A 12,739-nucleotide genomic window follows, 5' to 3' on the forward strand; every position below is an offset into this window, starting at 1 on the left:
GATATTACGCCATGATGGTAGGGGAAGAACTTGAAAAGTGTTTATGAAATCCAACAATTTTTAAAAAAGTATGGAACAATCATCTACGTTGGCAGCAGGCTGGCCGATCTGGAACTAATGGAAGAAGAGTTAATTGAAATGCATAACTCCCAGTTGATTGAAACGAAGGAATTCCAGAATGCTCTTATGTTATTAAGACATGAAATTCAGATGGAAAAAGAAAAAAATACTAGAAAATCAGGTGATGGAGAATGATGGAAAAGTGGCTGGCGGGAATCGATTTGGGAGGAACGTCGACAAAGCTTGCTTTTATATCGGTTTATGGGGAAATCATCCACAAGTGGGAAATCCCTACGGATAATTCGAATGAAGGAAAAAATATTCTTCTCAACATAGCAAAGTCGATAGATAAAAAACTTGAAGAAATCGGGCAAACGAAGGAAAAGCTGGCAGGTATCGGAATGGGTGCGCCCGGGCCGGTCAATTATAGTAAGGGCATCCTTTACAATACGGTTAACCTCGGCTTGAGAGACAATTATCCTTTGAGGGATATTCTTGAGGTCGAAACCAATTTGCCAGCGTCGATTGATAATGATGCGAATTGCGCCGCCCTTGGTGAAATGTGGAAAGGTGCCGGGGAAGGGGCTAAAGATCTTGTGTGCGTTACCCTTGGAACTGGGGTAGGTGGCGGCGTCATTGCAAACGGCCATATCGTCCAGGGCACGAGTGGAGCAGCCGGAGAAATTGGCCACATCGCGGCCATCCCGATTGGCGGAGCGCAGTGTAATTGCGGTAAGACTGGCTGCCTCGAAACAATTGCCTCGGCAACAGGTATTGTCAGACTTGCCAAGGAGACAGTAGACAGCGGTGATGCAGGGGAAATGGGCAGGGTTTTTGCGGATAATGGACAGATTACTGCCAAGGATGTTTTTGAATGTGCGAAAAATGGAGATACTCATGCGTTAAAGGTGATTGATGAAGTAGCTTTCCATTTAGGGTTGGCTCTGGCAAACATTGCTAACACCCTTAATCCCGAGAAGATTGTTCTTGGAGGGGGAGTGTCCAAAGCGGGTGATTTCCTTGTGGAAAAGGTAAGGGAGCAATTCGAAAAGTTTGCCTTTCCGAGGGTTCGGGAAACAACGAAATTGGCTTTAGCCACTTTGGGAAATGACGCGGGCGTCATTGGTGCAGCTTGGCTGGTCAAAGATCGAGCATCGTATTAACGATTAAAAGGCTCCTTGAATCGGAGCCTTTTTATTATTCAACGGAATGATTCTTCCTCTGGTTCATACATAAGAAATAAGGACGGATGAACCAACATACAGGAGGAGGAAATCATGAGAATATTGACGAAAGACTTTGATTCACTTTACGAAATCAGTGCGTTTTTTAACCTCCCTACTGAACTGATTATTGATTCTAATAAGGAATTTTTTGACCAAGGTTCTGTTTTGCCTGACGAGATTAACATACCAGGATTCTCTTTGCTCCCTTCGTGTTTTCAGGAAGAGGAAAATCAGGGAGCGATCCGTTCAGTCGAAAGAACATTCCAGGAAAATAAACAGAAGCTATGGAAGCATACTTCTCCCGCAATAGTAGGGCGGATGGAATATAGTCCCGAAATTTTGGAAAGGGATTTAGCTGTCTTGAAACAAGCTTATCCGTATGCTTCAGTAAGGGAGATTGGCAAAAGCGTGCTTGGAAATCCTATTAAGGAGATCAAAATCGGCAAAGGGAATAGAAAAATTCACATAAATGCTTCCTTCCATGCAAATGAGTGGATTACGAGTGGAGTTCTTATGGAGCTAGTAAATGCTTACCTGATTGCCTTAACAAACAATGGAGGATTACATGGCGCAGAAGCGATGGGCGCTTATAGGAGCGTGGAGCTTTCCATCGTTCCAATGGTAAACCCCGATGGAGTAAGCCTTGTGATAAACGGGCCTCCTAAGGGCCTTGAAAAAAACCTTTTAAAAATGAATAATGGCAGCACTGACTTTTCTGGCTGGAAGGCAAATTGTAATGGGGTGGATTTAAACAATCAGTTTCCTGCCAACTGGGAAATCGAAAAGGGACGAAAAGAGCCTAAATCACCGGCAGCACGTGATTATCCGGGTAATAAACCGCTATCTGAGCCTGAAGTGGCGGCAATGGCAAAGCTTGTAAGGGAGAGCCAATTTGACATGGTAATCGCCTTTCATACTCAAGGGGAGGAATTTTATTGGGGATATGGGGGGAGAGAACCCGGGGATTCTGAAAAACTTGCTGCAATCTTTTCAAAATCAAGCGGCTACAAGGCTGTTCGTTCGATAGACAGTCATGCAGGTTTTAAGGATTGGTTCATCCAGGAATTCGGAAAACCTGGATTTACAATCGAGTTGGGCAAAGGCATTAATCCAATTCCTTTATCGCAATACAATAAAATATACAATCAAATTAAAGGTATTTTTATTTCCGCGCTTAACTGGCGATAATCTACTAGAAATGCAAATCTTTTGAAACTTTCTAAGTTACCAAACGTCTAAAGTATATCGGATAAAGTAAGGGGGAAGGGAATGGGCGTAAGTTTTCTAAAAAAAATCATTCATCTTGGATTGCCTGCCAGGCTGGCACTCATTAGCCTAATTTTCCTGACCCTGGCGGCATGTTCAGATTCGAAAAATATAAAGACGCAGCCAGAATCACCAACTGGTGATACAAAGGGGAAGACTCAGGAAGTGAGGATGGCAGTGGAGGATTGGAAGCTCCCTATTCAAGTGCCGGAGGGAGAGTTTTACAAGGTTTTTGGGTGGCTGGATGACAGTAAACTAATCTTTGTGTCCAATTTACAATCTGGTTCAAATCTTTATTCTTATTCCCTGGAAAAAGGTGAAAGCAGTCTGATTCTTCAAACGGACCATCCGATTGCAGAGGTTTCCCTTAATTATGACCGGACAATGATATTGGTTCATACTTCCTCCTCTTCATATGAAGCCATTGTTAACATATATGATCTGAAAGGGGATATTGTTTCAGGGCAATCCTTTCCTTCAACCGAGCTCCATGCCGAGTGGAATCCTTATAAAAACGATACGGCACTCATTGTCGCTTTTCAGGATGATTGGTCCTTTCGTGCTTATCAGATGGACACATCCGATAAAACAGTTGAGGAAGTTCTTATATCAGAACCGTTCGTTGAATGGATTGGTGAAAATAAACTAGCATACCTTGATTGGAACGATGAATCTCCTTCATTCTTTGCTCCCCTTGCTATTCAAGAAATCGGGGGCAGCAAAGAGACAGTTAAGCTGGATCATATTTATCGGATCGAGTCGTATAAAGATTATCTGTTAACCGTTCAGGCTAGTGGAACGGATTTGGAAAAAGCGGTTTTTACTTTTTATGATAAAAAATTCAATGAAGTTAATTCACTCGAATTACCGCATCTGTCCAGCTTTTCCGGCTGGCTTGTCCCTTATATGGACTTTATAGAAGACAAACAGAGGTTTACAGTCTTTGAGCCTTTGAAAAGCGGTGAAGCTGATACGTATACGGAAGGCTTTACCTTAGCTGTATATCAGGTCGGCAATGAGACGGGCCGGGACGTCATAATGGAAGGAATCGATAATCAGCCTATTTTATCGTCGCCAAGCGGCAGGGCTTACCTTTATGGTTTTCGATTTGAAAGGATTCTTAATATTGAATCCAAAAAGATCTTCAATCTTATTCAGGAGTAAGAAAAATTAACAAATCCAAGAACAAAAGCGCAAGCGCCTTCGTGACAGGCAAAAACCGCCTGTCCCTGCGATGATTATGCCCAGAAGCTTTCCTTTGTGGTCATCGCCGTACAAACTGGAAGGGCTTCGACTGAGATAAAGGAATCACAAAGAGCGAAGCTACTACCTGCAGTACTTCATGAATTAGCATTCGTGAAAAGCTTCCTGGGCTTTGCGACGAGCTGAAGGTAAGCTTCCCGAATATGCTATGGCGCAGGAGCACTGAGCGATTCGATGATGACTTATCGTAGGGAGGAGACCTGAAGTTTGCGCACGCGTAGGCGCTGAAGCTAGATGTAGCCATGCTTGGTAAATTAGTTATCCACAGTTGCGAATTCTATAGTTTCCTAAAAATAAAATAAAGACTGCCGGCGGAAGCCGGCAGTCTTGTTCGGATATTAGATTGGATAGCCATCTTTCCATACGGTCATAAAAGTGAACCAGCCAAATACGAGGAAAGTAGCTGCGGCAAAAAATAAGCCCAAAAAGTTTTTGTTTTTCAATGCAGTAAATGAACTATACCCTGCCAACAATGTTACAAGCGCGAAAATGATCACTAGCCCCATTATAAAGCCCCCTTTACCATATAGTCGCGGGCTGTGCAGCCCGGTCAATTACACAGTTTCTATGTAAGAAACAATCATTTCCATCCGTTTTCATTCTATATTTTTTTATTTGTTTTGTCGAGTATTAGTGTACAATAAGGCTATCAATGTGTACAACTGGAGGTTTTTATTCATGAATTGGTTTCCGATTCCCTTAGGCCCACTGCAGACGAATTGCTATGTGTTGCATGACGAACATCGTCAATGCCTTATTTTTGATCCTGGGGAAGAAGCGGATAAACTTAAAGCAATTTTAGCTGAAAAGAAGTTGCGCCCAGTGGCAATTCTGCTTACACACGCCCATTTCGACCATATTGGCGCAGTCGATCCAATTAGGGATCATTACAATATTCCCGTTTATCTCCATGAAAACGAAAAGAAGTGGCTTGCAGACCCTGCCCGGAATGGCTCAGCCTATTTTCTTGGTGGTGAAGTAAGGGTCAGGGATGCAGAACATTTGCTGAAACACGAAGGGGAAATGGAGTTAGGTGGGTTTTCCTTTGAAGTTTTTGAAACGCCTGGCCATTCTCCAGGAAGTGTAACGTTTTATTTTGCAGAAAAAGGTATCGTCGTTTCTGGAGACACCCTGTTTATGGGAAGTGTCGGCAGGACGGATCTTCCAGGAGGAAATGAAAAGGAATTAATGAAGAGTATTCATACAAAGCTGCTTGAGCTTCCAGAGGAGACAATTGTTTTACCTGGTCATGGGCCGGTGACGACAATTGGAGATGAAATGGCGGCAAATCCTTTTTTACATGGATTCAGAAATTAAGACAGTTTGGAGAGGATCCAAGTGCTTGACCACTTGAAAAAAATCATAGACGAGGCTGAAGGAGGCCATATATCATATGCGGAATTTATAGAACTCGCTCTCTATCACCCCGATTATGGCTATTATATGCGCGAAACGGAAAAAATCGGACGTGCCGGCGATTTCATTACAACAAGCAATGTATCAGATATTTTTGGCCGAATTGTTTCAAAATGGTTCTCATGGCTTGTAGGGAAGCATGGAATTGAACCGTCTGTATGTGAAATCGGCGGGGGCAACGGCCGTTTTGCAAAAGCGTTTATGGATGAATGGGTTAAGAATGAGGAAAAGCCATTATCTTATCTTATTGTGGAGACTAGCCCTTTCCATAGGAAGCTGCAAAAGGAAGCTCTTGGCAGTTTCCCGGGCTTCACTCAATATGAATCTATTAAAGATATTGATAACTTTAATGGCTTGGTTTTTTCAAATGAGTTGTTTGATGCGCTTCCTGTTCATGTAGTTGAACGAAAAGAAGGAAATCTAATGGAAGCAATGGTAGGTTATCAAGAGGATCAGTTAGTCGAACAGCTAGTTCCATTAACAAATAGAGCCATAGCTTCGTTTATTGATGAGAACAGTTTAAGGATCACAGAGGGTCAGAGAATTGAAATCCCGCTGGCGATGGGAACGATGGTTCAGGAAGTCGCAAACTTGCTCACCAGTGGTCTTGTTGTGACGATCGATTATGGCTATACAGCAGAGGAGTGGGGATGGCCTTCAAGGAAAAAAGGCAGCCTGCGTGGTTATATGAATCACCAAATGCATCACAGTGTATTGGAAAATCCAGGGCGAATGGATATTACTTCCCATATACATTTCGATGCCTTAGAGAAGGCCGGAAAAGATTTAGGGCTTAACTCGCTTGCCCTGTTGAGGCAGGATGAGTTCCTAATATCCGCGGGAATTTTAAAGGAGCTTGAGGAAAATTACGACCCCAATCCATTTTCTGAAACGAGCAGAAGAAACAGGGCGATCAGAAGCCTTGTCCTTCCTACGGGGATGAGTACGGCTTTTCGTGTATTGATTCAGGAAAAAGGTTTGCAAATGAATGCTGAAAACTTGTTTCAACAATGAAAAACAGCCGGGGCTATAGCCGCCGGCTGTTTTGTGGGCAAATATAGAATCAGTTTCCTCCAAGCGGCATCATAAAAGTAGTCCAGTAGGTGAAACCAGCAAAGAATACTGTCAAATATGCCCCAAATACATACATATACATGCGTTCGGATAATTTAAGATAACTTAAGAGAACAAAGAATCCGGTCTGGGCCAGGAACAGCAAAGCTGTTTTTGGCATATGCCCAATATAAAACATGACTGTGAAAATTCCTGTCCAGAAGCCGAGTCCTCTATACATCCGCTCCATATGTAACCCTCCCTTTTACCCGCAATACCCATCGTAGAATATTATAAGATAAAAGAGATGGAAAAGTAAACTATCGTCTCTTAAGTTAATTTGTTACAAGTGCCTGGTAGGAACAAGTATCGCAGCCATTCGCAATATTTCCGTGCTCAATTAATTCGGCTGACTCGAAAAGTGCTTCGAACATCCCTTTTAAAAACTCATGGTGCATGCTGCAGACGGCCTCGGAATGATCGGCAGCAACTTCTTTGAACGGGCAATTGAAGATTTGGAAGTAAATTTTTGTCTGTTTCTCATTGATCTCAAATTCAGGATCGAAACCAGCGAGTGTCGCGGCACTTTTAAGAATGCTCAATTTCTGTTCGAAATCCAGCTCCACGCCGGCTTGCTGTTTTTTAACCAATTCCTGTTCGATGACTTCAACCCCGAACCGTTTTCCGGTCAGGTAGAGTGCATTCTTCCCTTCCTCGCCAAGTGACAGCATGGTCTGAATAGCGACTCTGGATAAAAGCATATAATCCCGGTAAGGGAAGTGAAGCTGAATCAAACCTTCGGATAAACGGTAAAGCCTGCTTGGCCTGCCACCCTTCCCGGTCTTCTTCGTTTCAGAAGAAAGCATATTTACATCTTCAAGCTTGGAAAGATGCAGGCGGGCAACGTTAGGATGGATATTAAAATTATCTGCAACCTCCTGGACCGTTACTTCTTGATGGCGCTTTGTAATGTATTGATAGATATAATACCTGGTTGGATCGGAAAGCACATTTGTAATTTTTAACGTTTGCTCCATTTTGGTTCACCTCGGACCCTTCAATTTACTCTATTATAATACAGCCAAATCATCATTGGAATGAGGTTAACAATGTTAACACTATATGTTTAGAAAGTGTTCACAATTGCACCCTTGCTCTTCGGTAAAGATTACACAAAGGTTAAACAAACATTAAACGTGATTTCTGTCAATACCTGGATTCTGAACATTTTTTACATTCCGTTATTAAAGTTAAGAGAATTTCCGGCTATATTTATTCAAACCGTTCGCATTGTTACAGTTCATTAAATTTGTTTGCAAAATATTCACAATTTACCTATAGAAGAAAGTAGAATTCTGTCGGCTTTTCTGTATAATAAAATCGAAAGGTGGTGGTTCTAATTGCAAGCGTTATAGAAGCCCTCGCTGACCGGATTATTTCAGATGCTGTCAAACAGCATGCCACTGATATCCACATCCTTCCCCGCAAAGAAGACACACTCATCCAGCTTCGCATTACAAACAGGCTTACCCCGCAGATGGTCCTGCCAAAAGAAGAGTGTGAAAGGCTCATTTCCCATTTTAAATTTACTGCCCATATGGATATTGGTGAAAGGCGCCGGCCGCAGAGCGGGGCAATTATTACTGAAGTAGACGGCTTAAGATATGGATTGAGACTTTCAACACTCCCGTCCAATCAGCGAGAAAGCCTGGTCATCAGGCTCCTTCCCCAACAGGAAAAGTTCACCTTTGAGCAACTCTCCCTTTTTCCCGACATGTCTAAAAAATTGCTGAACCTCCTCAAGCATGCCCATGGAATGATCATTCTGACGGGACCGACTGGTAGCGGGAAAACGACAACACTTTATTCCTTATTACATGAAACTGCAAGCAAACATCATCGCAGCATCATTACCCTTGAAGATCCAATTGAAAAGGAATGCGGTACTGTTCTGCAGGTACAGGTAAATGAAAAGGCGGGAGTAACTTATGCTGCCGGACTTAAAGCAATTTTAAGGCACGATCCAGACATTATAATGGTCGGGGAAATTCGCGATGCCGAAACTGCAAGAACCGCTGTGAGGGCCTCGCTTACTGGCCACTTGGTCCTGACAACCATGCATACAAGGGATGCGCCCGGAGCGATTCACCGGCTTCATGAATTCGGAGTGAATTGGCTGGAGGTTGAACAAACTTTATTGGCAGTCACAGCTCAGCGAATCGTGGAATTAAATTGCCCGTATTGCGGAGGAACTTGCTCTCCCTATTGCCACTCAAGCGGGGTGAGGAAAAGGGCGAGTGTATTTGAACTCCTGTCAGGCAAAAAACTTCAATCCGCAATCAGGTCTTCAAGAGGGGTGGAAAACGGTTCCCGCTATTCAACTTTAAGGGAAACAATCAGAAAAGGTATCGCCCTAGGGTATATTAAGGAGTTCGAATATGAAAGGCTGGTATTTTCAAATGAGGAAGAAGAAATGGCCCCTCAGGGATCAGGCTGATTTCCTGAAAAAAGCCGGTGAATTGCTACAAAGGGGCTACCATATAGCCGAGGCAATTGAGTCGCTGTCCTGGCAGATGCCAGGACACAGAAAAAATGATTTATCCAGTTGCCTGGAATCGTTAAAAAATGGGCTTCCATTCCATAAAGTTTTGGAAGAAATGGGATTTAATCGGGAGCTGGCTGGATATGTCTATTTTGCTGAAAAACACGGCAATTTCGCAGAAGCTGTATTAGAAGGAAGCTCCGCCATTTTAAAAAGGGACAAGGATTCCAAAAAGCTTTTGAAACTAATGTATTACCCTTTCATCCTCCTGGCTTTTACGGCTTTGTTAATGATTTTTGTCCAAAAGTCACTGCTTCCCCGTTTTACAATGCTTTTTAATACGATGGGCCTCGAAGCCAATTTCTTCACAATCGTCATAGCGGCATTTGGAAAAGCTCTTCCGTTTATTGGCTGGGGAGCTGGAGCAGCTCTCTTCCTTTGTACAGGTGTTTACCACCTATGGTTCAAAAAACTTCCTATTCTTTCCCAAAGAAAACTTCTTTTAAAAATCCCGTTTGCCGGAAGGCTCCTCAGGTTAATCCACACTCATTATTTTTCAATTCAACTAAGTTACCTACTCAACGGCGGCTTATCGGTTTTTGAAGCATTGTCTTTTTTTGAAGAAAATACAAAACAAGCTTTTTTCAGCAGGACAGGCCGGTTTATGAAGGAGCAGCTTGCCGGGGGGGAAGCATTTGAATCTATCTTGAGCGGCTCTCCATTTTTTGAACCTGAACTATCCTTTATTGTCCGCCATGGACAGGACAATGGCCGGCTAGGCGAGGAATTGTACTTTTATAGCAAACATTGCCTGAGCAGTTTGGAAACAAGAGTGGAAAAATTCACGAGAGCGGTCCAACCAACTATGTTTTTGGTGATCGCACTCCTTGTGGTGTCCATTTATATGGCCATATTATTGCCAATGTTTCATATGCTTGACGGAATCTAATTTAGGAGGAAATGAGAATGTTTAAGATCATGAAAAGAAATGAAAAAGGGTTCACCCTCATCGAAATGATGGTTGTGATGTTGGTTATATCCGTGCTGTTAGTGATTACAATCCCCAATGTCACGAAGCATAATGAAAATATCAATAAAAAAGGCTGCGGAGCTTATAAGAAAATGGTAGAGGCACAGGTTCAGGCATATGAAATGGATTTAGGAAAATACCCAACCTCAATAACTGAACTTGTTCAGGCTGAGTACCTTCCAAAAAATGCAGGTGGGTGCCCAGGAGGAAATACCAAAATTGTCATAGGTCCGGGCGGTACTGTAACCGAGGAGGCAATTTCTGGGCCATGATGAGGAGTGAAAAAGGCTTTACGATGGTGGAGGCACTCATTGCTCTGGCAGGATTCCTCGTCATTTCCACCGTCTGCCTTTCGCTCGCAAGGCCTGTTTATCAAACGGCAAAAAGAGAAGCATTTTTAAATATCCTCAAAGCGGATTTTTATTATGCACAAATGTACGCCCTTTCCCATCAAAGAGAAAGTACAATCATTTTTAAAGAGACAGACAACGCTTACTATGCGTATGACGGGTTTAATGGTTCGACTCTCATCGCTCGGAACTATCCCAAGGAGATTAAGGCTGTTCCGGGTTCCATGCCCTTGACTGTCAAATTCGTTGCAAACGGTAACGTGAACCGTTTTGGCTCATTCTTCATTTTGACGGAGGGCCGAAGATACAGATTGACCATTCTAATTGGAAGGGGGAAGTTTTATATTGCGGAAGAATAGAGGGTTCTTCCTTGCCGAGATGTTGCTTTCCCTTTCTGCATTATGTGTTGCCGCACTCTTCCTTGTTCCAGCCCTGATGTTTGTATATGACAAAAGTGACCAGATTAAAAGGGAGAAGAATGCCAGAAAGCTATTGTATGCTGAACTACTGGCCTCAGAAGCTGATGGCATCCTCCCAAGGAATGACAAAAAAAACATTGACGGCACCTCTTACTCCATTCGCTATATGGAAAGGTCTGATGGCGGAGGGGAGGTTTGTGTGGAATATGTTCATTTATCAGAAAAAAAAGCGTTATGCGCGAAAAGGGAGTGAATCAGGTTTTTCCATGGCCGAAATGCTTCTTTCCCTCAGCGCATTTTGTATCATCGCCAATCTTTTAGTGCCTGCCATTTTCATAATGGGGAACAGCACAAACAGGGCGGAGCGTGTTCTTCAGGATATGGAATGGGAAGTCTTTTTAAGCCAGTCAAAAAAAGAGCTGCGGATGAGCAGTTCCGTTGAAGTGCAATCGGGAAAGTTGCTCCTTAAAAACGGAAAGGATGTCATTATTTATGAGAAGTATGGGTCGAGTCTTAGGAGGAGGGTAAACCTGACTGGACATGAAATTATTATCCAGAATATCTCAAGTGTATTCTTTTTCGTTGAGAACCAAACAGTCATTATTCGAATTATTGACTTGAAGGGGAAGGAGTATGAAGGGAGCATCCACTCATTTGTGTCCTGGGAAAGAAGCTGATGAATATGAACGATAGAGGATTTACGTATCCGTTGACTCTTGCCTTTCTGCTTGCGATTTCTGTTTTCCTGGCAATGGCGTCTGAACTATTGCTGATAGAAGAGAAGATGTCAAAAGAATCAGAGGCCATTCTGCTAGAAGAATATTACTTACTTTCTTCTCTAAAAAAAACGGAAAGTGCATTACAAAAGGATGCATCGCTGAGTAAAGGGAGTTTTTCCTATGAACGGGGAACTGTAAGATATACAATAGCTTCGGATGCGCCAGGACTGCTAAAAGTTACTTTAATCGTAACAATAGGTAATGCCCACACGGTTGAAGGATATGGCTATTATGATACGGCGATGAAAAAAATGATAAAATGGATGGAAAAGAATTAAACGGAGATGTATCAAATGAAAACACTTTATTTAATAGGGTTTATGGGTTCGGGAAAATCCACAGTTGGCCGGCTGCTGGGAAAAGTGCTGGACTTGCCTTTCATGGATATGGATGATGAAATTGTCGGGGTTAATGGGAAGAGCATTAATCAAATCTTTAAGGACCATGGTGAAGAATATTTTCGAAACCTGGAAACAGGACTGTTAGAGAGTATTCCATCACAAGGCGGGGTCATCGCCACAGGGGGCGGTGTTGTTCTCAGGGAGAAAAACAGAAAGTTAATGAAGGAAACTGGAATTATCATTTACCTTGAAGCTACTGAAACAGAAATTTTAACAAGACTCAAAGGGGATGAGAGCCGCCCACTTTTAGCTGGTAAGAAGGAAGTGGAAATCAGGAAACGCCTAAGCCAGCGGCTTCCCCTTTATACCGAGACGGCGGATATACAAATCAAGACGGATGGAGGAACACCCGAACAGATTGTTAGCGTGTTGATTGATCGTTTGAAAGGAATAGAATACGGACATACTTGTTAAGAGAAAGTGAAAGCAGGTGTGGATTGTGAAAACGAATGACTATGTGGACTATATGACGAAAACGATTGTTAAATACATTGACCAGCCGAGGGATGAACGCAAAAGGATGCGGATAGAGAGAAAGCAGGAGAGAGCTTCTTTTTGGTATCGGTGGTTTGGTATATTGCCTTATTATATTTATCTAGAAGTGAAGAACAGAAAAAAATGAGAAGCGGCTTACCGGCCGCTTCTCGTTTTTAGTTCTAGCTTAGGAAACTCTAGATTTTGCGAATTTGGATAATTCACTTATTTAGCGTGGCTACATCTAGCTTCAGCGCCTACGCGTGCGCAAACTTCAGGTCTCCTCCCTACGATAAGTCATGCACGAATGCGCTAAGGTGCTCCTGCGCCATAGCATATTCGGGGAGCATATCTTCAGCTCGTCGCAAAGCCCACGCAGCTTCTCGAAGATGTTAATTCATGAAGTAATGCAGGTAGTAACTTCGCTCTTCGTGATTCCTTTATCCCACTCTTAAGGGGA

At 42.9% G+C, this 12,739-nt stretch carries 18 protein-coding genes; 15 read left to right on the forward strand and 3 right to left on the reverse strand.

Annotated features, from left to right (window positions below; translation table 11 throughout):
• Positions 1–30 precede the first annotated feature (30 nt).
• From D1B31_RS08940 to D1B31_RS08955, 4 genes are all read left to right on the forward strand, one after another.
• Complete coding sequence (locus D1B31_RS08940; RefSeq protein WP_118920438.1) at positions 31–255, forward strand: YqgQ family protein; 225 nt, start codon at positions 31–33, stop codon at positions 253–255.
• Positions 252–1,223 carry an ROK family glucokinase gene (locus tag D1B31_RS08945; RefSeq protein ID WP_118920439.1) on the forward strand — a complete coding sequence of 324 codons (972 nt, stop codon included), beginning with the start codon at positions 252–254 and terminating at the stop codon, positions 1,221–1,223. The genes D1B31_RS08940 and D1B31_RS08945 overlap by 4 nt, the downstream gene beginning before the upstream one ends.
• 114 nt (positions 1,224–1,337) lie before the next feature.
• Entirely contained in the window at positions 1,338–2,474 is a 1,137-nt protein-coding gene (locus tag D1B31_RS08950) for a M14 family metallopeptidase (protein WP_118920440.1), read from the forward strand.
• A gap of 81 nt (positions 2,475–2,555) precedes the next feature.
• Positions 2,556–3,716, forward strand: a complete 1,161-nt coding sequence (locus D1B31_RS08955; protein ID WP_118920441.1) for a YqgU-like beta propeller domain-containing protein — start codon at positions 2,556–2,558, stop codon at positions 3,714–3,716.
• Positions 3,717–4,153: 437 nt separating this feature from the next.
• Here the strand turns inward: D1B31_RS08955 and D1B31_RS08960 are convergent, their stop codons facing one another.
• Complete coding sequence (locus D1B31_RS08960) at positions 4,154–4,321, reverse strand: DUF2759 domain-containing protein (protein WP_118920442.1); 168 nt, start codon at positions 4,319–4,321, stop codon at positions 4,154–4,156.
• Between the two features lie 172 nt (positions 4,322–4,493).
• On the opposite strand from D1B31_RS08960, the gene D1B31_RS08965 reads away from it, so the two are divergent.
• On the forward strand, positions 4,494–5,132 hold the full coding sequence (locus D1B31_RS08965) for an MBL fold metallo-hydrolase (protein ID WP_118920443.1): 639 nt from the start codon (positions 4,494–4,496) through the stop codon (positions 5,130–5,132).
• Positions 5,133–5,138: 6 nt separating this feature from the next.
• The gene (locus D1B31_RS08970) at positions 5,139–6,245 is read left to right on the forward strand and encodes a class I SAM-dependent methyltransferase (RefSeq protein ID WP_338036461.1); all 1,107 of its coding nucleotides are present in this window, start codon (positions 5,139–5,141) and stop codon (positions 6,243–6,245) included.
• Between the two features lie 49 nt (positions 6,246–6,294).
• On the opposite strand, the gene D1B31_RS08975 is transcribed toward D1B31_RS08970, so the two are convergent.
• Both D1B31_RS08975 and D1B31_RS08980 read right to left on the reverse strand, forming a co-directional pair.
• Positions 6,295–6,534 carry a DUF2626 domain-containing protein gene (locus D1B31_RS08975; RefSeq protein ID WP_118920444.1) on the reverse strand — a complete coding sequence of 80 codons (240 nt, stop codon included), beginning with the start codon at positions 6,532–6,534 and terminating at the stop codon, positions 6,295–6,297.
• Positions 6,535–6,619: 85 nt separating this feature from the next.
• Positions 6,620–7,321, reverse strand: a complete 702-nt coding sequence (locus D1B31_RS08980; protein WP_118920445.1) for a helix-turn-helix transcriptional regulator — start codon at positions 7,319–7,321, stop codon at positions 6,620–6,622.
• Positions 7,322–7,674: 353 nt separating this feature from the next.
• Here D1B31_RS08980 and comGA point away from each other — a divergent pair, with 353 nt between their 5' ends.
• Genes comGA through D1B31_RS09020 form a run of 9 tightly spaced genes read left to right on the forward strand, consistent with a single transcriptional unit; the run spans position 7,675 to position 12,427 of the window.
• Entirely contained in the window at positions 7,675–8,781 is a 1,107-nt protein-coding gene (gene comGA, locus D1B31_RS08985) for a competence type IV pilus ATPase ComGA (protein WP_275670709.1), read from the forward strand.
• Positions 8,723–9,775 carry a competence type IV pilus assembly protein ComGB gene (gene comGB / locus D1B31_RS08990; RefSeq protein ID WP_240035225.1) on the forward strand — a complete coding sequence of 351 codons (1,053 nt, stop codon included), beginning with the start codon at positions 8,723–8,725 and terminating at the stop codon, positions 9,773–9,775. The genes comGA and comGB overlap by 59 nt, the downstream gene beginning before the upstream one ends.
• 17 nt (positions 9,776–9,792) lie before the next feature.
• The gene (gene comGC, locus D1B31_RS08995) at positions 9,793–10,128 is read left to right on the forward strand and encodes a competence type IV pilus major pilin ComGC (protein WP_240035226.1); all 336 of its coding nucleotides are present in this window, start codon (positions 9,793–9,795) and stop codon (positions 10,126–10,128) included.
• Complete coding sequence (gene comGD, locus D1B31_RS09000) at positions 10,125–10,565, forward strand: competence type IV pilus minor pilin ComGD (RefSeq protein WP_118920447.1); 441 nt, start codon at positions 10,125–10,127, stop codon at positions 10,563–10,565. Before comGC ends, comGD begins: the two co-directional genes overlap by 4 nt.
• Positions 10,552–10,878 (forward strand): type II secretion system protein, encoded by a 327-nt coding sequence (locus D1B31_RS24215; protein WP_158587504.1) that lies wholly within the window; start codon positions 10,552–10,554, stop codon positions 10,876–10,878. Before comGD ends, D1B31_RS24215 begins: the two co-directional genes overlap by 14 nt.
• On the forward strand, positions 10,832–11,302 hold the full coding sequence (gene comGF / locus D1B31_RS24220) for a competence type IV pilus minor pilin ComGF (protein ID WP_275670710.1): 471 nt from the start codon (positions 10,832–10,834) through the stop codon (positions 11,300–11,302). The genes D1B31_RS24215 and comGF overlap by 47 nt, the downstream gene beginning before the upstream one ends.
• Positions 11,303–11,307: 5 nt before the next feature.
• Positions 11,308–11,682: a competence type IV pilus minor pilin ComGG gene (gene comGG, locus D1B31_RS09010; protein ID WP_158587506.1), complete on the forward strand. Its 375-nt coding sequence runs from the start codon at positions 11,308–11,310 to the stop codon at positions 11,680–11,682.
• A 15-nt stretch (positions 11,683–11,697) separates the two neighbouring features.
• Entirely contained in the window at positions 11,698–12,219 is a 522-nt protein-coding gene (locus D1B31_RS09015; RefSeq protein WP_158587507.1) for a shikimate kinase, read from the forward strand.
• A 25-nt stretch (positions 12,220–12,244) separates the two neighbouring features.
• A complete protein-coding gene (locus tag D1B31_RS09020; RefSeq protein ID WP_118920451.1) occupies positions 12,245–12,427 on the forward strand; it encodes a YqzE family protein in 183 nt (60 codons plus the stop codon).
• The last annotated feature ends 312 nt before the right edge of the window (positions 12,428–12,739 follow it).

The organism is Neobacillus notoginsengisoli, assembly GCF_003515685.1.
Classification (GTDB): domain Bacteria; phylum Bacillota; class Bacilli; order Bacillales; family Cytobacillaceae; genus Bacillus_D; species Bacillus_D notoginsengisoli.